The 19,034-nt window shown below is 61.5% G+C and carries 25 protein-coding genes; 1 reads left to right on the top strand and 24 read right to left on the bottom strand.

From position 1 onward, the window contains the following. Positions 1 to 139 precede the first annotated feature (139 nt). From AC4FS3_RS27390 to AC4FS3_RS27375, 4 genes are read right to left on the bottom strand one after another with little or no spacing between them, the layout of a single operon-like run. Complete coding sequence (locus AC4FS3_RS27390; protein ID WP_491023149.1) at positions 140 to 535, bottom strand: NlpC/P60 family protein; 396 nt, start codon at positions 533 to 535, stop codon at positions 140 to 142. Continuing rightward, positions 535 to 1,047, bottom strand: coding sequence for a DUF1833 family protein (locus tag AC4FS3_RS27385; RefSeq protein WP_491023148.1), 513 nt, complete (start codon positions 1,045 to 1,047; stop codon positions 535 to 537). Before AC4FS3_RS27385 ends, AC4FS3_RS27390 begins: the two co-directional genes overlap by 1 nt. After that, positions 1,040 to 1,540, bottom strand: coding sequence for a hypothetical protein (locus tag AC4FS3_RS27380; protein WP_491023147.1), 501 nt, complete (start codon positions 1,538 to 1,540; stop codon positions 1,040 to 1,042). Before AC4FS3_RS27380 ends, AC4FS3_RS27385 begins: the two co-directional genes overlap by 8 nt. Then, positions 1,540 to 4,530 (bottom strand): tape measure protein, encoded by a 2,991-nt coding sequence (locus AC4FS3_RS27375; RefSeq protein ID WP_491023146.1) that lies wholly within the window; start codon positions 4,528 to 4,530, stop codon positions 1,540 to 1,542. Before AC4FS3_RS27375 ends, AC4FS3_RS27380 begins: the two co-directional genes overlap by 1 nt. Before the next feature lie 22 nt (positions 4,531 to 4,552). On the opposite strand from AC4FS3_RS27375, the gene AC4FS3_RS27370 reads away from it, so the two are divergent. Further along, complete coding sequence (locus tag AC4FS3_RS27370; protein ID WP_491023145.1) at positions 4,553 to 5,113, top strand: hypothetical protein; 561 nt, start codon at positions 4,553 to 4,555, stop codon at positions 5,111 to 5,113. Between the two features lie 155 nt (positions 5,114 to 5,268). Here AC4FS3_RS27370 and AC4FS3_RS27365 read toward each other — a convergent pair whose 3' ends face one another. From AC4FS3_RS27365 to AC4FS3_RS27270, 20 genes are all read right to left on the bottom strand, one after another. Further along, positions 5,269 to 5,724, bottom strand: a complete 456-nt coding sequence (locus AC4FS3_RS27365) for a gene transfer agent family protein (protein WP_491023144.1) — start codon at positions 5,722 to 5,724, stop codon at positions 5,269 to 5,271. Beyond that, a complete protein-coding gene (locus tag AC4FS3_RS27360) occupies positions 5,724 to 6,185 on the bottom strand; it encodes a phage tail tube protein (protein ID WP_491023143.1) in 462 nt (153 codons plus the stop codon). Before AC4FS3_RS27360 ends, AC4FS3_RS27365 begins: the two co-directional genes overlap by 1 nt. 66 nt (positions 6,186 to 6,251) lie before the next feature. After that, the gene (locus AC4FS3_RS27355) at positions 6,252 to 6,731 is read right to left on the bottom strand and encodes an HK97-gp10 family putative phage morphogenesis protein (protein ID WP_491023142.1); all 480 of its coding nucleotides are present in this window, start codon (positions 6,729 to 6,731) and stop codon (positions 6,252 to 6,254) included. 156 nt (positions 6,732 to 6,887) lie between these two features. Next, positions 6,888 to 7,298, bottom strand: coding sequence for a DUF3168 domain-containing protein (locus AC4FS3_RS27350; protein WP_491023141.1), 411 nt, complete (start codon positions 7,296 to 7,298; stop codon positions 6,888 to 6,890). Continuing rightward, complete coding sequence (locus tag AC4FS3_RS27345) at positions 7,295 to 7,633, bottom strand: phage head completion protein (protein ID WP_491023140.1); 339 nt, start codon at positions 7,631 to 7,633, stop codon at positions 7,295 to 7,297. The genes AC4FS3_RS27350 and AC4FS3_RS27345 overlap by 4 nt, the downstream gene beginning before the upstream one ends. Then, entirely contained in the window at positions 7,630 to 8,103 is a 474-nt protein-coding gene (locus AC4FS3_RS27340) for a head-tail connector protein (RefSeq protein ID WP_491023139.1), read from the bottom strand. The genes AC4FS3_RS27345 and AC4FS3_RS27340 overlap by 4 nt, the downstream gene beginning before the upstream one ends. Then, positions 8,103 to 8,363 carry a hypothetical protein gene (locus AC4FS3_RS27335; RefSeq protein ID WP_491023138.1) on the bottom strand — a complete coding sequence of 87 codons (261 nt, stop codon included), beginning with the start codon at positions 8,361 to 8,363 and terminating at the stop codon, positions 8,103 to 8,105. Before AC4FS3_RS27335 ends, AC4FS3_RS27340 begins: the two co-directional genes overlap by 1 nt. Positions 8,364 to 8,435: 72 nt before the next feature. After that, entirely contained in the window at positions 8,436 to 9,740 is a 1,305-nt protein-coding gene (locus tag AC4FS3_RS27330; protein WP_491023137.1) for a phage major capsid protein, read from the bottom strand. An 11-nt stretch (positions 9,741 to 9,751) separates the two neighbouring features. Then, positions 9,752 to 10,600 (bottom strand): head maturation protease, ClpP-related, encoded by an 849-nt coding sequence (locus AC4FS3_RS27325; RefSeq protein WP_491023136.1) that lies wholly within the window; start codon positions 10,598 to 10,600, stop codon positions 9,752 to 9,754. Continuing rightward, on the bottom strand, positions 10,587 to 11,861 hold the full coding sequence (locus tag AC4FS3_RS27320) for a phage portal protein (RefSeq protein WP_491023135.1): 1,275 nt from the start codon (positions 11,859 to 11,861) through the stop codon (positions 10,587 to 10,589). Before AC4FS3_RS27320 ends, AC4FS3_RS27325 begins: the two co-directional genes overlap by 14 nt. A 7-nt stretch (positions 11,862 to 11,868) precedes the next feature. Beyond that, positions 11,869 to 13,524 carry a terminase large subunit gene (locus AC4FS3_RS27315; protein ID WP_491023134.1) on the bottom strand — a complete coding sequence of 552 codons (1,656 nt, stop codon included), beginning with the start codon at positions 13,522 to 13,524 and terminating at the stop codon, positions 11,869 to 11,871. Between the two features lie 64 nt (positions 13,525 to 13,588). Further along, positions 13,589 to 14,062, bottom strand: coding sequence for a hypothetical protein (locus AC4FS3_RS27310; protein ID WP_491023133.1), 474 nt, complete (start codon positions 14,060 to 14,062; stop codon positions 13,589 to 13,591). 81 nt (positions 14,063 to 14,143) lie between these two features. Next, positions 14,144 to 14,500, bottom strand: a complete 357-nt coding sequence (locus AC4FS3_RS27305) for an HNH endonuclease (RefSeq protein WP_491023132.1) — start codon at positions 14,498 to 14,500, stop codon at positions 14,144 to 14,146. Between the two features lie 180 nt (positions 14,501 to 14,680). Then, complete coding sequence (gene nusG, locus AC4FS3_RS27300; RefSeq protein WP_491023131.1) at positions 14,681 to 15,295, bottom strand: transcription termination/antitermination protein NusG; 615 nt, start codon at positions 15,293 to 15,295, stop codon at positions 14,681 to 14,683. Continuing rightward, positions 15,292 to 15,879, bottom strand: coding sequence for a hypothetical protein (locus AC4FS3_RS27295; RefSeq protein WP_491023130.1), 588 nt, complete (start codon positions 15,877 to 15,879; stop codon positions 15,292 to 15,294). The genes nusG and AC4FS3_RS27295 overlap by 4 nt, the downstream gene beginning before the upstream one ends. A gap of 167 nt (positions 15,880 to 16,046) precedes the next feature. Beyond that, the gene (locus AC4FS3_RS27290; RefSeq protein WP_491023129.1) at positions 16,047 to 16,676 is read right to left on the bottom strand and encodes a hypothetical protein; all 630 of its coding nucleotides are present in this window, start codon (positions 16,674 to 16,676) and stop codon (positions 16,047 to 16,049) included. Further along, positions 16,673 to 17,122, bottom strand: coding sequence for a hypothetical protein (locus AC4FS3_RS27285; protein ID WP_491023128.1), 450 nt, complete (start codon positions 17,120 to 17,122; stop codon positions 16,673 to 16,675). Before AC4FS3_RS27285 ends, AC4FS3_RS27290 begins: the two co-directional genes overlap by 4 nt. Then, on the bottom strand, positions 17,122 to 17,442 hold the full coding sequence (locus tag AC4FS3_RS27280; RefSeq protein ID WP_491023127.1) for a hypothetical protein: 321 nt from the start codon (positions 17,440 to 17,442) through the stop codon (positions 17,122 to 17,124). Before AC4FS3_RS27280 ends, AC4FS3_RS27285 begins: the two co-directional genes overlap by 1 nt. 160 nt (positions 17,443 to 17,602) lie before the next feature. Beyond that, a complete protein-coding gene (locus AC4FS3_RS27275) occupies positions 17,603 to 18,292 on the bottom strand; it encodes a DNA methyltransferase (RefSeq protein WP_491023126.1) in 690 nt (229 codons plus the stop codon). Further along, positions 18,289 to 18,975 (bottom strand): DUF551 domain-containing protein, encoded by a 687-nt coding sequence (locus AC4FS3_RS27270; RefSeq protein WP_491023125.1) that lies wholly within the window; start codon positions 18,973 to 18,975, stop codon positions 18,289 to 18,291. Before AC4FS3_RS27270 ends, AC4FS3_RS27275 begins: the two co-directional genes overlap by 4 nt. Positions 18,976 to 19,034: the final 59 nt, after the last annotated feature.

Below are 19,034 nucleotides of genomic sequence, written 5' to 3'. Positions count from 1 at the left end.
TTAAGGCAGATCACGCCGCGCGCGTCGAATCCTTCCGGCAGCGCGGTCATGCGCGCGCGCATCGCCGCAAGCGTCTCGCCCTCAGGCAAGTGACGGACATGCGGCGCGAAGCCAAAGGGCTCGCGGTAGGTTGCGAGGATCATGCCAGTCTCCGGTATCCAACAATTCGGCCGGCCACGCTGAAATGCGAGACCGGCACCACGGCTGCGGCTGCAGCCTCCTCGATGTGCAGCAGGCGCCGGCCATCGACCATGACGCCGACATGCACCACGCGCGCGCCGCCACGGCCTGACCGCATCAGCACCACATCCAGCGCGCGGGGCACGCCGACCTGTCGCCAGCCATCATCCTTGCCGACCGCCATGGCGCGGGCGATCCGGGCGAGGTCGCGGGCGCTGATCTCACCATAGGAGGGGAGATCCACGCCGAGCCGATCGGCATAAATCGCCCTGATCAGCCCCCAGCAGTCATAGCCATGCGGGCCACGCCCGCCGTCCTCAAACGGCAGGCCGATGTAACGAGACCACCAATCCATCAGCGAAAAAGCCCGGGAGTTCTCGTCTGCGTGGCGCGCTTCCCGGGCCACGGCTCCTGCGTGTAATCCCGCAGCATCACCGTGCCAGTCACCTCCAGCGCGTTCACCGTGACATCAATCAGGTCGAAATACCGGAAGCCGTAGATTGCCGAGGATCCTCCCGGGAGCTCAGCGCGCGGAATGACCGCGAGGTCAAAATCGGCCGTGCTGCGCGCCTCCAGCATCACCTGAGCCCGGTCGGTCACCGTGCGGATAGCCTCGCCAATCCGGCGGTCAACGTTCTGGATCCTGATCTGCGTCGTCGGCGCCTGATCCTCATCGGTCAGGAGCTGGAACTCAAAGGGGCAACCGATGAATTCCAGCCCGCCGACCGTAAAGGCCAGCGGATCGCTGACAACGCGGATCGGCTCGACCAGATTGCGATGATCGATGGTCAGGAATCCCAGAAGCGCATTCGGGCTGGCCGGCGCCTGAAGATCCTCGCGGATTTCCGGGGTGATCTGTCTAACCATCGAATTTGAACCCGTCTTTGTCGATGATGCGACCGCCTTCCTCCTGAAGGATCAGATCCGCCTCCTCCTGGGCGATGAAGGTCGGCGGGATGTTCCCGGCATGAGACATGATCGAGAAGGACAGGCTGATCCTCCGGCGGTCGCTGCCGAAGGGGATGTTGCCGATTTTTTTCACCTGATAGGGCGGGTCGCCTTTGACGATCTTCCAAGGGCTGACATCCCGGGTGATCGGATGCTGCCACACGAATGGGTAGACCCCGAAGCGCAGCGGTCCCTTGTACCAGGTCTGGAACAGCCTGAACTGATCGAGGCTGATCGGCGCCAGCTCGACCGAATACACCTCCGGCGTCCAGCTGCTCAGCGGGCGCTCGACCGGCGGCATGCGGCTATCGGTCTCGAAGGACAGGCGGTTGTCCCGCAGCCCGCCCTGTGGTGACAGCGGCATGATGCAGGACGGCACGCCCTCGGGCCAGTCGATGATGGGTGTTGGCATCAGCGCATCACCGTGGGCTTCTGCACGCCATTAGCCTTCAGACCCTTAGCTGCCCTTCCACTTGCGAGAGATTCATTGAGATAGATGTCGAACATCTGCCGACCATCCGGCCCGCGCCGCTGCTCAGTGCGGGTCACATCAACTGCCGGGCCTTCGTTTCGGATATTGATCACCGGCGCCGCGCTGGCGCCACCCGCCCGCGAGACTGTCGGGATCGAGGGAGTGCCGACATAGCCGCCGCCCGCAAGCGAGAGCCCCTTGCCGCCATTGATCGCTTCCAAAAGCGCCCGGTTCCGCGCTGTTGCGGCTGCGTTCACCACGAACTCGCCATTGGACAGGCGCGCAGGGATGCTGTCGCTCGTACCGGTGCCGGGGCCCCGCACCATGCCGCCGGATGCAAAGTTGAGTGGCACAATGCCCGAGGCGCCGAAAACGCCAGGCAGGAGCCGCGCCAGCTGCATTTTAATGGCGATCATCGCCAGCTCTTTGCCGAGATCTTTGAGGGCGCCCTGCGGGTCGGTGAATACTTTCTCAAATGCTTGGCTCAGGCTGTCAGCCACCGATTGCCCTATCGCCTCCAGCCGCTCCAGCCGTGCATTCGCTTCCTCATTCGCCGAAGCAGCTTTCTCCCATTCGCTGGCCAGCTCTGAAACGCGGGCCCGCAGTTCTGGGGTGACCTTCAGCCCCTTGTTCTGCAGCTCCTGCAGAAGTTCGGCCTCTTTGCGAGCACGCTCGACAGATTTGCCATAGCCGACCTGAGCGCCCGTCAGGCTATTGAGGGCAGTGGTTTCCGCCTTCATGCCCTCGATCTCTTTGAGAATTGCGTCGTCAAAGCGCTCTGCGGCCTTATTGCCGCCGCCTTTTTTGCCACCGCCCCGGCGGGCTTCGTCGGCTGCGATGTTCTCTCGGGCAAGCATTTCCGCCTGAGATTTCAGGAGGCCAGGCCGCTCTTTGAGGATGCGGTTCACCTCATCCTCGATGGACTTTCCTTCCTTTGAGAGCGCATTTCGGCGGCGCTGCTCGGCGATGTACGCTTCGTTCTCGCGGGCTGCCTCCCGATCCTTATTGTCCTCGGAATGGCGCCCCTTGCTGCTGTCGGAGGCGCCGGCGCCGCCGCCCAGTGCTGCGACCTCTGCATTTGCAGCGCGAGCTTCCGCGCGCAGCGATGAGATCCAACCAATGGCGAAAGTGATTGCGTTCACTAGATTACCAAAGCTTGGGTTGGCCTTGCCGAGCGCCTCAAGTTCCGTCAGTGCACTCTGCGCGGCTTCTTCACTCTCGCCCGCCATGTCGATGATGTTGATCAGGGCGTTCACGACATTGTTGTCGAGGTTGCCTTGAGCCTTCACGCTTTCGAGGTGTGCCCGCAGATCGGAAAGCTTCTGATTTGCCTCGTCAAGTTCTGTCGCACCGCCCATCGAGGCCAAGCTGGTCTCCCCGGCACGTGCAAGCGACGCCACATCAACCAACTCCGCAACGAGGGCCTTGGCATTTTTACTGAGATCGACGGTCTCTATCTTGAGCGCTTCCTCATAGAACTGCCGAGCAGAAATGGTGTTGTCACTCCACGCGGCGCCGAGTTCCCGGATCCTTCGAAGCGCCTCTGCGTCCACGTCCTCGAAGCCGCTATCGCCGAAATTGAGCCATCCGGCTTCAAGGCCCAAGCCCTCACGCGCTTTTTGCATGGCCGCTGCAAGACGGGTATCCCTAAGCGCCTCGAGCTCCAGCCTCAGATCTTTGATCCTGCGCTGAGCATCGCGGTCGGAAAGCTTGTCCAGTGAATCAGCTACGGCATCAACTCCCTCCGCAGCCGGCTTCGTGTAAAGGCCAAGGCGCTCCATCTCTCTGGTGAGATTATCCGTGCGCTCCTCGGCTTCTTGTGCCGAGGCAGAATAGGCCAGCATCGCCCCCACAGCCGTCGCACCCAAAACGACCCCCAGAGGCCCAGCCAGCGCCGAAATACCCCCAATAGATGCAGCCAGGCCAGTCATGGTGCTGGCTGCTCTGGCTGCTGCGATGAACTTAGAAATCGCACCAGCAGCAAGGCCGAGCTTGGCGATCATTCCAGAGATCGATCTTCCGACCAGCGCGCCCGCAATGATCGCAGCAACCTTCACCGTCACATCTGCGATGTTGTCGAAATTATCGGCCAGCGCATTCAGTCCGGCAACAAGGCGCTGCGAAGCAGAGAGGCTGCTGTCGGTCTGACCAATATACTGGGTGAATGCATTGCTGACCCGCGTTATGCCGTCCTGAATTGTGGCATTCGTCGTGGCATATGCCGCCTGTATCTTCGGCCCGGCGGCGAGGATCGCCTTGAAAACACCCTCAGAGGTGATCAGCCCTTCTTCGCCAAGCTTTTTCAGACCAGCGATACTGACCTTGTAATAATCCGCGATAGCTTGTGCGAGGATCGGCGCATTCTCCCGGACCGAGCGAAGCTCGTCACCTTGCAGGGTGCCGGAGCCAAGGCCCTGCGAAAGCTGAAGAATACCAGCGGCCTGCTCAGAGGCTGCCGCGCCGCCAGCCTTGAACGCTTTGTTGACGATCTCAGTCGCCTTGGCGACCTCCATCTCCGACTTGGCAACGCCGGAGGTGGAACGCATCAGCTTCGCGTAAAGGTCGACCGTTTCGGTGATGCCGCTGCGAGTCTCGTCCGCGATCTTGTTAAGATCCTCGAGGCTGCGCGCCTGCATGCCGGAAATCTCCGATGCAGCATTGATCTTGTTCTGCGCCACAGTCCACGCGTCCGCATACCTGGTAACCTCACGTACCGAGAGGGCAGTGCTGATCGCGGCAAGCGGCGCAATGAACGAGTTCGCCGAGCGCTGCATGATGCCGTCCAGCTTCTTGTTCATAGACCGCGCGCGGTTCTCGATCTCTCGCGCCTGCCGGTTCATGATGCCAGACGCGCGGGTCATGGCGCGCTCATAGCCCTTGATGTCCGCCGAAAGCTGGACGATCAATTTATCAAGATCAGTCGTAGCCATTTAGCACCCCAGGAGGTTTGGTATGGAAGTATTTTTCTGGACCATTGGCATCATCGTCGTCGGGGCGGTAATTTTCCAAGTTCTCATATCTGCTGGGCAGAAATCGCTCCGAGAAGGGGCGAAAAACTGGATGGAAACAGAATCGATTAATCAGTATCGAGTTGCGTTCGATCCCGGAGACGCAATAGGGGTGGATTATGACGGCAAGAGGGTAGCTGTCACAGTAGACGGTGCTAATTATCTGATACCTTTCGATAAACTGGTATCAGTAGAGATCTCCGAAGATGGCGTGACAACAAACAAGACCAACCGAGGAAATCAGGCACTCGGTGCAGCTGTCGGGGCTATTGCATTTGGCGGCGTCGGTGCGGTGATCGGAGGTCTGTCAGGAGGCAGTACCAGCAGGGAAAAGGTGGGCAACGCTTCAATAAACATAATTACCAGTTTGCCCAATGCCCCCTACCTGCAGGTAAAGGTTTTCAGAAGCCAGCCAACCGACAAAAATGGATTTGTCTACAAGACGATTACTGCTGAAATGATGCCCTGGTACGGGCGACTGAAAGCAATTATCGAAACCCAGTGAGTGCCACCATTAGTGCATCCGGTCCTTGATCCCCTGCCAGAGATCATCCTCATCCTGCTGAGACAGGCCGGTATCCTCGCCGCCATGCGTGGCATTCCAGCCCGCAATCGCTGCGTTGAACTGCCACATCGAACATGCCCCGACCTGATCTGGGCTCAGTCCGATTGCGGCCCCGACTCCGTAGATTTGCGCGAACCGGATTCTTCCTCGGGGGAGCGGTTCGCGCTTGTCTCGCTTTCCCCCTCCGACTTTTCCGCTTCATCCTCCGGCACCCCTTGCAGGGCTGTGCCGATGATCGCAAAGGCCATGGGGATGTTCTCGGTGAGTTGGCCCTCGCCGACATAAGCCCGGACCTTTTTCAGGGCCTGTACTGCATCCATGCCTCCACCGATCAAGCCAAGTCGGATCGTGTCAATCACATACGCAGGGCTGGCGTCCTTGGGAGGGGTGGCGCCGGTCTGCGCCGATGAAAGCAGCATCGCCAGGGCCGACAAAATGTACCACGGCCCCGCGTCCGTTTTTTCTTGCAACTCCGCGAGCTGCGCGATCCCTAGGCGGAAGGGATAAGTCCCATCCGCCCAGTCCATCGTGATTTGCGCGTTACGACCCATCAGGGGGTCTCCGGAGCGGTGGTGCGCTCATACTCGATTTCACCGTCGGATTGCATCGAAACCGCGACCGTTACGCGCTCTCCGGAGGTTCCCGTGATTTCGAAGCTCTCTATGTGGTAGCGACCAGTGTAAACCTCGCTATCGCCGTCCGGATATTCCAGCTCGACCTCGCATTCGATGCTCTCAACGCTGGCCAGCGCATCTTCCCAGATCGGCACCGATGATTTCATCAGAACACCATCACCGCTGATCGAGGACGTCATGCTCTGCACGTCGCGCTCGACCCAGGACGGCGCATCATCCTCCGGACAGTTCGGGACATTCACCTCGCCGAAATTCTTGCTGCGATTGAACGCTTTCGATGTGAATCCGCACGGTGCAGCGAATTGCGCAGGCAATACGTCATTCGACCGGAGACGGACGAAGAACTTGCTGAAGCGCACAGTGGGCTGTTTTGCCATAACTGGCTCCATGATTGGAAAAGCCTTGCCCAAGGGCATTCGGGGCAACCTGCGATGCAGGAAAACTCAGCCGCCAGCGGCGACTCTCTTTGCTGATGTTCGGACCGCTGATGTGATTTTTCGCCTTACGCTGCGCCTGTTTGCGCGCCATGAGACGTAGAAATACGGCTGAGCGTCCATCTTGGTGGTGCCGAACTCCACCCATCGGGCATAGAAGGCATCAGCTGAGCCAAGACCCTTGTCACGCGATCCGGCGTATATCGTGATTGTCAGTTCACCCCCGACACCAGCCCCCCGCAGCGTCGCAATAACCATCGACCCGCGCGGTGCCTGCCCCCAGGTCCAGCCAATGCTATCCCTGAGCGCCCCCGCCTGCCTCCGGCGATCCGGCTCCTTCAGGACCGGGACGAGACTCTTCATCATCGCGACGATCTGATCGGCCGCCTCCGCCATCTTCTTGCGAATGAGTTCCTTCGCCACCTTCGGTAGCCGCTTCAGCTTCCGCTCCAGCCGCGCCAGCCCGATTATCGTCGTCCCTCGCGCCATTAGCCGCGGCCGGATTTGTTGATTTGACCGCAGCCCCCTTCGCCAGTGCGGCGGTGCCACAGCGCCGTGTGACGCAAATGCGCATCCCGGGCGAATACCGGATCGACACGCCTGGCTTGGGCTTCCACCGAAAGACTTCTGTAAACTCGACCCACATCAGCCATCCTCATCTACCAAAGCCCGCACATTCACGATGCCATGGGCGATCTTTTCGTCAGGATCGCCCACGACCCGGCTGCTCTCGACCTCGATAAGAACCAGCCTGAAAGGGTCGGCGAGAGCGAGATCCACGCCATGCAGCGCCTTTTTCACGGCGCCGCAGATCTGCTTGGCGCCGAGCTGCGAACCGCCCTCCCGCGTCCAGATATCGATTTGCTGGAAGCATTCTGCCCCATCGATGCACTCGGCGCTGTCGTCGAGCTCCTGTGACGGACCAAGGGTCAGGTGCGGATATCCCGCTTTATCGGGGGCATTATCATAGATCCGAACACCCAGGGCATCGGTCACATCTGCTGACGCCCTCAGGACATCAAGGATCGCAATCTGCAAGGCCGCACTCGCGCTCATGCTGCTTTCCCCGATTCTGCCACCAGATACACCCATGCCGGATCTGTCACCGCATCAACCTCGATGATGTTGTAGTCGACACCCCGGCGCGTATCGCGCATCCGCCAGTCCGCGCAGATCGCCCGCGCATTCAGGCAGGATCGGATCTTGATCTTGAATGTGCTGCGCCCCTCGCGCCGTGCCGCCTCGACCACCTCCCCGCCCCCCGCATAGATAAACTGGGCGCGACACTTATGCCGCTCTTCCCAATCGGTTTCGGTCACGCCGCCGGGAAGAGTTTTTTCGCCAGGGAAATCGAATGCCACGGCTTCGCGGAGATCATTCGCCTCCGTCACAGCACCACCCACCGCACCGGCGCCAGCAACGAGTGGATGGGGTCCGGCGAAGGCATGGTTTTCGGGGGATCATACCAGCGCTTCACCAGCATCTTGACCACCTTGATGGCGATTTCGCGCACCTCATCAGGTGCCGCAACGGTCATGGTGACGGTAGCAGGATCTGTGAGGGTCACCCGAGACCCAAGCGCGTCATGCTCGAGAACCACAGTGCCAGCATCGACCGTGACGCTTGCCACATCAGGAAACGGCAGGCGGTGACACCCGGGGCAGGAAAAAGCGATGGCCCAGACCTGCTCCTGGATGCACCGCCCCATGATACCGCGCCACCCGTCCAGATACGCAACCGCAGCCTTTTCATGGCCTTCGATCAGATCATCATCATCATCGAAATCGACGCGAAGATACTGTTTCAGGCCTTCGAGGCTGACCAGCGGCGCAGTCGGAGGGGTGACGCGGATCGGGACCATTACGAGGCCTTATCGTCTTTCTTGGCCGTATCGGCCTTTTTGTCCTCGGCTTTCTTGTCGCCACTCTCGCCCTCTTTGGAATCCGCCGGGCCTTCCGGCTTCGGTTCCGGCTGGACGATGGCCGCGCCCTCTTCCTCCAGCGCGCCGATCTCGCGGGCATAGGGCAGCAGGTTTTCGGGGCAAACCTCGCCGGCAGGGATTTCGCGGGGATAGATCTCACCGGTCGGCACCCCCGTGATCGCATTCATCAGCTTCGCCATGATGTCCTCCATTGGCTGATCTGCATTGAAAAAGGGGCGACCGAAGCCGCCCCCTTGCGCAATGCAGACCGATCAGGCCGCCGCCACACGATGGTAGCGGAGCCATTCCGGGTTCCACAGACCGCCGCCGACACGCTTGCGGGTATAGAACAGCACATAGGGCTTGTTGGTGTAGGGGTCGCGAAGCACCGACATGCCGACGCGATCAAAGATCCGATAACCTTCCGCCATATTGCCGAAGACGATCGGGATCGAACCGGCAGCGATGTCGGGCATACCAGCAAGTTCACGGATCGGCTGACCCAGAACCTGCGCGGGCTGCCCGGCCTGGAACGGCGGCTGCCAGAGGTAATTGCCGTCGCCATCCTTCATCTTGCGAATGACGGCATGGGTTTTGCGGTTCGAATAGAGCGCGGCCCCCTGCGAGCGATCTTCGGGCAGATCATAGATCAGGTCGATCAGACCATCCGAAGTCAGAGCTGCTGCTGCACCCGAAACAACCGCCGTTACCGGCCCCAGGGGGTGACGCTGGGCAGCGGGAAGCGCCGCTTCGGTGGCGGCATCGAAGCGAAGAAGCCCCTTCGGCTTGTTCACACCATCACCGTTGATGAAGGCGAGGCCTTCCTGACGGGCGAACTCCGTATTGACCTCGCCACCCAGCCAGGCCGCGATATCGATCTCGGAATCCTCGAGGATGCGTTCGGTTGCCGCCGGATTGGCGTAGATCTCACCGAAGGCGAACTCATACTCAGCGAGGATCGAGCCATCGGTCTGCGGGCGCGCAGCGGTTTCACCAACCCATGCGGCCGCCGTGCCGCGCAGGTTGTAGAGGTGCTTGAACCCCTGCCCCGAAACCGACTGGACCGTGGAGTAATTGCGCATCGGCGAAACCACGACACGCTTGTCGGTGATCTGGCGATCCCATTCCACCGGAGCGGTAAAGCCGCCGTCCGGTTCAGAGCCGACCGAATATGCAGCCTTGATGCCACCGGCCTTCGCCAGCGCCTTGACCTCGCGCTCATCGGCACCGGTGCGGAACCATGCGTCGAACTTGGCTGAATATTCGCGCTCCTGCTCGCTGCGCTTGTCCTCATCGCCGCCGCCACCATTCAGTGCCATGCCGGCGATTTTGGTATTTGCATCGTCGAGCGCGGTGGTCAGCGCGGCAATCGATGCATCAACCTTCGCGATTTTATCGCTGGTCACCACATCGTCGAAACGCTTGCTGAGCTCTTTGTCCTTTTCAGCCTGTGCGGCTTTGAACTCTTCAAAGGCGGTGTTCACGCCCGTGATCAACGCGCGCACATCGCCGCCCGCGTCTGCGCGCACCGCAAGGATGCCCCGCGCCATCGCGGGGGCTTTCATCATCATACCCATGATTGTCTCCGTTATTGGGTAATTGTTGCCCGCAACCCCTCGAGAAGGGCCGCGATTTCGGCGTCAGCGTCATGCGTGACGGTCGGGGCAGCGTCCTGCGTGCCCCCCTTCAACTCAGCCAGAAGCGCACGGCGCTCCGAGCGAGGCATTCCTGTTTTGGCAAGCCGGGCATCAACACGCCGCGTGGCGTTCACGCCCCGCCCAGCCTCGGCCTTGGTTTTATCTTCCGTGACGGCATCGGCATCAAGGAAGCCGGAGGCGAGGCCTGCGGCCACTGCCTGCTCACCGTTGAACCACGTCTCGGCATCCATCCATTCCGCCGCCTTCGCCTTTTTTACGCCGGCGCGGTCGCTATAGACCGTGGCCATGGCATCATCGAAAGGCTCCATGGTCTTTGCCGCATCGGCCAGATCATGGCGGTTGCCCATCGCGATGACCCATGAATTGTGGATCATCATGAAGCCGGCCTTGCCGATCTGGATCTCGTCGCCGGCCATGGCGATGACGGAGGCGGCAGAAGCGGCAAGACCAATGATGCGCACCGTGACCTTTTTCGGATGCGCGCGAAGGGTGTTGTAGATTGCCACCCCCTCAAAGAAGTCGCCGCCAGGGCTGTTGATATCGACAACAACATCCTGATCGCCGATGGCGCGCAGCGCTGCTGCAATGCGCTTCGAGGTGACGCCGCCGCCAGTCCAGTAATCCTCGCCGATCACATCCAGAATGCTGATCGTATTGTCGCCAGTGGTGGCAGCCATGACGCCAGCATTCCAGCGATCGACAACACCGTGATCCAGTTCATAGGCGCAGACCTCGGGAAGTCGCGAGGCGCTTATCTCCGGCAGTTCACGCAGCGACATTGCCGCCCCCTTTCTGTGAGCCCAGCTGAGCGGGCAGTTCATCGCGATCAACCTTTGGCCAGTCGAAGGACTCGCGCGCCTCTTCAGGCGTTGCGATAGGCTGCTGCCCGCCGGAGCCGAGAGCCTTCGCCCAGAAATCCATCTGCGCCGTCATCGACCCACGCAGCAGGCCGCCGGGGTTGAACTTGGCCTGATAGATCTCGGCCTCAGCATCGGTCAGCAGATCGCGCTCAATCGCCTGCTGCCACGCCTCGAACCATGGATTGAGGCCATACTGCACAAACATCTGGCCCAGAACGTCGATGCCTGAACCCCATGATGTGTCATCGACGCCGAGCAGAGGACGCGGGACGCCAAAGGGGCGCGCAATCTCCTCTATCTGCATCTTGCGCTGTTCGACCGTCTGCGAATCCCGCGCTGTATTTGCAGCGGTCCCGAGCTTCATCCCCTCTTCGAGAACCACCGACTTGCCCGCGTTTTCCGCGCCTTCGCGCGATGCCAGGCTGGCCAGCAGCCGCTCATAGGCTTCAGGTGACAGCTTCGCCGGATGTTCCAGCGTCAGACCTGCCATCACGCCCTGCTTGAAGATCCGGGTCGAGGCGACCTCAGCCTGCAGGGCCAGGCTGATCGCCTGCGCCGCCTGACGCACAAGCGAAAGCCCGGTATAACCGTTCTCGCTGAGACCATAGCGAAGGTGGAAAACCTCGCGCTGACCGTAGACCTTCTGCCCTTTCGGCGTCGCCACCAGATAAGAAAGCGACCAGTCGCTGTTTTGGCGCACTGTAACGGTGGCGGGATCAAGCGGCACCAGACCGATGATTCTCAGGCCGGTCCGGATGATCAGGGCAAAAGCATCTCCATGGGTGAGCGCACGCTGCTGCATCAGGCTGCGAAACTCATAGGCCGTCTGCCATGGGTTCGGCTTGCGGTGCAAAATGCGAAACAGCGGCTGGTCATCTGCTTTCGACTTATCCGATTTCCTTTGCAGATGCAGCGGCAGCATCCCGATCGAGAACGAAATCAGCGAGACACACCGCATCACCGTGGTGTTGCGCAGCGCCTGCTTCGGCGTCACCGCGGCTGTCACTCCTTCGCCCGCCCTGATGATTTCAAGGAACCGGGGATCATCGGGCCCGAACGCCTTAACATGCTCGCCGGCCATTGCCTTGACTGCCGGCGCGGCAACCGAAGTGACCACCGGCTCAACGCGGGCAGCGGCAGTCGGCGCGGGCGAGCCGCGCCACAGGTCCAACAGGCCCATGAACACCTCAGATCATCAGAATGCCGCGCGACTCGTAGACCGATGGTCCACCAGACGCAGCAGGGTTGAGAAACATCAGCATGGCCGCATTGAAGAGCGCCATCAGCGGGTCGATCTTCGCCGAGCCCGCCGCCTCTTTCGTCACGATGTAATTGCTGCCGCGCAGCACCTGTTTCGCGTTGCCGACCGACCACGTCATGATCGGTTGACCACCATGAAGGAAGCGATGATCCTCCAGCTTGAGCGGCAGGGTCGAGATTGCCGTCTGTAGCTTCCAGCCCTGCCCCACAGACTGGACAAGGGGCGCGGTCAAATCGCGTTCTTCCAGAGCATCGAGGAGCAAGGCGACCCCTGCACTGTCAAGGCCGATCCCGCTCGCCTCCGGAAGCAGTCCGCTGTCATAGACCTCGCGGCAGATCGTGGCAGCCAAGGAGGCCTGCTCCTCGCCCGTGGCCGCCAACACCAAATCGCCATGCCCCATGAAATCCTTGAGCTGCGGACTGATGGATTTCCGGCGCTCAAACACACTCGGTCGCGCCCAGGCACGCCCCCAGCCAAGCCAACGTTTCGTGACCTTCTCGCGCCCAACCACATAGAGCGCGGCCAGATCGTCCGCGCCGCCCCAGTCGATCCCGATGGTGCAGACCTCGCAACGCTCCAACAAATCGGAGAGCCGCTTCAACTTCTTGTCGACGCAAGCCTTCCAGTGCGGCGCACCCGGCCACCCGTCACCGATCAGGCCAACGCCCACCTCGATGTTGAGGTGCTGCGATGCGAACAGCGCCAGCGTGTCGGGCCCTGCGGCTTCCGCCTCCGCAAACTTGTCGCGCAGGAAATCCATCGAGACCGAACGCTCGAGGTTCGGATTGACCAGCCCCCACATCGCCTCGTCGCGCCATTCGCCCGAAAGCTGCAGCTTTGGTGGCAGTTCATAGAGAATCGGCAGCAGCGGCAGATCCAGCTTGCCATCCCGCACCGCCCGCGCGCGATCGATACGCTTCTTGAACTCGCCGTGCGGGCGCACCTTCGACTGGGTCGTGATCTCAAGAAAGAACCCTTCGGGCCGGGAGGCGAGACCACCTTCCAGCTCCAGGAACACCCCGGATGCCTTGGCCTTGTGACCGAGGACGTGGGTTTCATCGACAAGGATATAGGCCGCTTTTGATCCCGTCACGACATCGCCATCGGCGGAAAGGATGCGGATCGTCGCGCCCGTTGTCAGGTGGATGATGGTCTTTGAGTGTCCTTTGACATCGAAGATGCCGCCCGCTTCCTTGTTCAACCCGGGATCAAGCGCGATGATGCCTGCGGCATGCTTGAACGAGATCTCGGCGATCTTCTGCGTTTCGGCGATCAGGATCAGTTCGGCACTGGGTCTTTCATTCAGGATTGCGGCCACCACGATGATCGCCGCCGCAATAGAGGATTTACCGTTCTTCTTCGGGATCATCACGAAGAACTGGCGAATCATCCGGCGCTTTGTGACAGGATCGTATGAGCCGAACACAGCCCGAACCATGTCGAAGATCCACTGCTCGCAGACCTCGCCGTAAGTCGGGGTGCCGATCATGTCCGGCACCCGGAGCCGCTTGAACACCCGCAGCGCCTTTTCGGCGACAGCGTCGTAGAACGGTAGATCCGGAACCAGCGACCGACCGGTCATGATCCGGTCTTCCCAGTCAGGGCAAGCAGTCCGCCAAGCGTTTTGAGGAACCGGCCCGGTCATGTCAGTGCCACAGGCCCGGCGTCAGATCCGGATCGCCAGTCGCCTGCCCTTCCGCCGCACGTCGCGCGGCCTCTTTCTTGCCAACCGGCTCTTCCCGATCTGTTTTGCCATCGCGGAATTCCTTTTCCGCCAGATGCCTGTCCCGCTTTTCCATCATCTTGCCGAGCTCTTTCATTGCCCCGACATTGCCGCCATTGGCCTGCTCAGCGAGATTGTGCATCCGCCAGAAGTCAAAACGGATGCGTTGGCCCTGCTGGCTGAGCTCAGAAAAATAATACTTGCGCAGCGTGGGCAGGCTGACCCCCAGCCCTTTTGCGATGTCCTCATCCGCGTAGCCGCCCGCCTTGCCAAGGATCACCTTGTCCGCGTTTGATTTCGACCACCGATGAGCTGGCCTTCCACGGCGCCCTGAGGGCAGCGTGACAACATCCCCGAACAGGTCAGAGACGATCAAATGGCTGTTTTTCTCGCTCATCAGAAAAAAATCCCTCGCTGAGGGGGGCGCGGGTCTTTGGCCGCGAGGCCCCCAGACTTTTGATACCCCCCCCCTGGCCTGTCACCCGAGAAGGCCGCGGCGCTCCTCGGCCTGCTTTGCCCGGTCATGGCACCCCTTGCAGAGGCACTGAAGGTTCGCCCGATCCAAGAACAACCGCTTATCGCCGCGATGAGGGATGATGTGATCGGCGACCAGTTTCGAGGTATCGCCCTCGAGGCGACCACAGCGCGCGCAGGTGAAGAGCGCGCTCTCCAGCACATCCCAGCGGAGATCCTTCCATTGCGCCGTGTTGTACCAGTTGCGCCAGGGCGTCTGGATCCGGCGCTGCCGCGACCTCTCAGCCTCTGACTGTGGTGCCGAGCCGAGCCGACCGGGCGCGGCGACGAAGCGCGACGGCGCTTGCTTCAACCTGCCCATGGCCACCCCGGATAAAGCGAAACGCCCGAGAGCGATTGCTCCGGGCGCTATTCAGGCGTGTCAGACAGGCGTGTAACCCATCCTCGCCGCCCACCCGCGCGGGCATCTGTCTGCTATGGCAGAGAGTGACACCGGCATAAGGCTATGGGCACAGACCATAGGCGGAGCGATTCGCTCCTGTCAACTGGGCTTCAAAGGGATCAGGTCCTGATCCGTGGAAGCAACCAGAGTTTCGCGCCCGAACATTTCGAACCGGACCATGGCACCACCATCAGCTTTCAGTTCGACAACCTCAGCCTGGAAGCCCGCCAGTGGCCCAGACCGGAAGAGAACTCCGTCGCCCGACCGCAGCCTTGCGTCGGCGAAGCGCCGGGCACGCGCCGCCGCCCTGGCATCCCGCTGCCTCTGATCCAGCTTCCGCATCGAGTGGATTGCGGTCAACCGCTGTCGCTCGAGGATGCCCCACTCCCCACCCGACCGGCAAAGCGCACCGGTGATCCATGGGCAGGCCAGGACCCTGTGTTCGATGGGATCACCGGTGAAGCGGGCAAAGACGTAACCCGGCAGGTAGCGGCGATGATACTCCCGCACCACACCGAAACGACGCGTCTTGCGTGCCAGCACAGGGTGAAAGCCGTAGACGCCGCGCCGGGCCAGCCATGCCTCGACCTCGTCCTCGCGCTGCGGCGCAACCCTCAGCGCGTACCACCGCGATTTGCCGGGCGTGAAGATAGCCGCCCTGCCCTCGACCACCGGCACCACATCCCCGACCTGAAAGCCACCGCCCATCATCATGCCGCACCTTCTTCCGCGCCCTGCGCATCCATCACTGCGGCGACCCGAGCCTCGACCTGCCGATACCAGTCCAGCCAGCGCGCATCAGCCGGCGAGACCATCGCGTTGCGCATATCAGTCTCGACCCGGTGACGATTGCGGCGGTTCTTCTCGGCATCGTCCTTGATGCTGGAGAACACGAAATCGCCGCTCGGCCAGCGCCCGAACTTCTTCAGCCAGAGATAGAGCTCGACGCTCCAGCCCTCTGCTCGGGCTTGCCTACCGATGCGGGAGCCGAGACACCCGGTCACCAGCTGGCTGTCCGATGGCGGCGGTTCCTGGATCTTCCGCGCCTCATCGCAGATCCACATCCCGCTGGGCCAGCGGTCCCGCGCCTTCCCGCCGCCATGCGCCATCACGACCTCAGCGAGCGAGGCGAGATTGCGTTCGGTCATGTACGCCAGGCGCGCACAGATCCCCTCCATCGCCGCGTCATGATCTGCGACGGTATGGCCCGATGCCCTGCGCATCCCCATCGTCGTGAGCGGCTCGATCAGGTGCTTCCTGACCCGTTCCTTGCCTGCCTTCAGTGCATCGCTTTCCATTTCTGCCCCCTTTCTTTTCTCAGCAATTTCCCGGTTATCCACAGCGCGTGACCTGTCCCGGCGCGTAAGTCTTTTCTCTTCTTGTCTTGTCTTCTCTTCTCTACGCAGGACAGTCACAGGACAGGTGTGACTAGTCACAGCGCGTCACATGGACAGCTTGTGACTAGTCACCGTGACGAAGCTGGCGAACACCATTTCTGCTGGACCGCGTGGATCACCGCGCGGCCATATGCTTCTGCCGATCTGGCCCGGCGCCAGTTCGCGCTGAGCCAGTCATCCATGCGCCGGATCAGCAGATCATCTTCCAGCGCAGCCTCATCCAGCCCTTGCGCGCGCAACCCCTCCTTCAATCGCTGGATCCGTTTCCGGCCCGCCTGCTCCTCACGGGAAAGCCCCCGAGCCTCGCGCCGCTCCAGGGCATCCTGCACCTGCTCGAGGACAACAGAGTGCATGAGGCGGGTCTCGCCCTCACAGTCACACCGCCGCCAACCACGAAGCGGACCGAAGTCCTGCCGGCGAAGGTCTTTGACCCTGTTCGTGTCGATGCGCAGCATGACGGCCAATTCGGCGTCATCATCAGGCAGCGTGCCAACCGGACTTTCGGTCTGGGCCATGTCGAACAATGCCCGGGCCATGCCCTGATTTTCCCAGCTCATCAGCTTGAAGGTCCGCGATGAGGTCCAGCGATGGAACCACCACTTCAGGAAGCCATGAGTGTCCAGGCGCTCAGCACGGCTGATCGGATACACCTCGATCTGGCCCTGCTCGATCACGTTGAAGTCCCGCCGGGCATTCATGCCGACACCTCCCGAAACTCTTCCCGCACACGTTTGCCGCGCCCCTCATGGCACGCTCGTTCCGCTGCGGCGGTCACGGCCATAGCGCGCCCCAGCTCTGCCTCCCAAAACTGGGCAAGCGTCATGGTGGCGACCCACCCTCTTCCGCGCGAAGCAAGGCCCAGACGCCCTGCCACATAGGGAAGGCTGGATCTGTGCATGCCCATGAACCCGGCGATCTCCGCCATGGACACGCCGGCCAAATACATCCTCGCGAAAAGGCCCTGATCAAGCTTAAGCTTCGGGCCAAGCTTGCGAGGCGGCAGACCCAGCCGGGACGCGATGTCCTGCAGGCCCCGCTCAGTGCGGCCTATCGCGGCCCCGACCTGACGATTTGTCAGCCGATCATCGGCCCAGATTTCGCGCAATGCGGCGATGCTGAAGCGCGGGCAATGTGCGTATGCCATCACTCCCCCTTGTCCTGACGGGTGGCGCGGGGCGAGGAAAGGAACCGCCGGGCCCGCGTTTCCCAATCGTGCAGATCGCGTTGAAACTGATCCTCAGCCCAGAGTTGGGGTGTCAGGCTGCGATGCTCGATCCATTGCCAAGGCTGGCAGGTGCAGTTGTGCCGGGCGACGTAATCGTCAAAGCGACCGCTGGCGAGCCACTCATCCGACTCTTGCGAGGCGTCAAGATTATCGGCCCGGCGCTGGATTGCATCGAGGTTTCGCCCGCGCACCGTCAGATTCAGCGCCTCGTTCAGCAAGCTTTCAAGCGTATCCCCCATCACTCGCCCTCCCTGTGAGGGGTGGCGCGGTAGATGGACGCCGCGAGCAGAAGGATTGGTATGACGATCACGGCCGCCAATATCCTTCCGCATTGAAATATCAGAACGGGAGCTATCCAACCTGACCAATGAGCGAGGCATAGGACTATCATCATCCGCATCACTCCCCCCCTTCCTGAGAGAGAGCGAACATATCGGCGGGCTGGCGATATGCCTCGCGCAGCCGCTTGCAAGCCGTCTCGAAATGACCCGGGTGGACCTCGATGCCTATAGCGCGGCGCCCGGCGCGCGCAGCTGCGACAAGCGTGGATCCCGACCCCATGAATGGATCAAGGATCACACCCGGCACTTTGCCGATCAGCATGGACATAAGGCCGACCGGCTTTTCGTTTGGATGCTGGCGCCCGTTCTTCGCCATGCTCTGCACCGGCGGGCAGTAGAGGACTGACCCGCAATCACGCCGCCCCGTGAAGCCCTTGCCGAGGACATAGATTTCCTCGTGATCCGGCTTCCATGGGATATCCAGCGCACCCATGCCGAGGGCGCCGCCCTTATCCCAGATCAGCACCTGGCGTGTGCCAGCCGGGCGTTCGATCTTCCACGTGCCGAATACCAGCGTGGGCACCTGATCGGCAAAGAGGCAGATCATATCCCTGGCGCGCGTGTCGCGGTCGCCCCGGATCTCGCGCTCTTCGCCCCAAAGCGCGTCTGTGGCATGGCCGCTCTGGTATCCCATGCCATAGGGCACATCGGACACGATGCTGTCAAAACCGAACAGGATGGGCGCGATCTTCGTGGCATCGCCGAGGATCAGCCGGCAGTCGCCTATGCGCTCTTCGCGGATGATCATGTGCCACCCCCTTCCTGAGAGAGAGCGGAGGGAGGGGCGGGAAGCGGCATCCAGTGGGTGGGCTGTATGCTGGGGACGCCATTATCGTTAGACCCCCAGCAGGCACCGTCAGACCAGCACTCTGGATGCTCGCCATCGTGGTGCGCTTGCCACTGATCGCACAGACCGTCCTCGTCCTCGGACGCATCGAGCCGCAGAATAGCTTCGATCACCATTCCTGCGCCCAGCTTCAAGCGCACCGGCGTATCGTACGGAGCGCTCTCGATCCCCTGCCACCCGTCACCCGGCTGGAGGGCGGCAGCTAGGTGTTCCAGCGCCCGGCGCATGTTTCCGCGCACGGCCATGAAGGCCGCAACTTTGTCGTCATAGCTGGAAAAGTTCAGGCTGCCGGCCAGATCCATGAGCAGTTCTTGGGCCCAAACCTGCATCTGCTCATCGTGGCAGATCTCGGCCACAATCGTTTCGGCATCTTCCGCCTTCACCTTCCCGGCGCTGACCGGGCCGCGGCGGTTCCAGGCAGCGATGGCCTTTGCTGCGGTCGGCAGGTAGCCGAGACTGCACCCGCAGGATTTGCATTGAGGGCAGCGGCTGGCGGGTGTCATATCGCCGTGCTTGGCCTCGTAATCGTTCAGCCAAGCCTCACCGCCGCAATGGGCGCACGGCAGCAGATCCACGGCGCTCATGCTGCACCCCGCAATTCTTTGGCAATGGCCTCGGCAAGCGTTTTTGCGATGTCGCGCGG

Source organism: Pseudogemmobacter sp. TB195 (assembly GCF_058313095.1).
The sequence above is the reverse complement of the archived record's forward strand: the minus strand, read 5'-3'. Positions and strand labels throughout refer to the sequence as shown.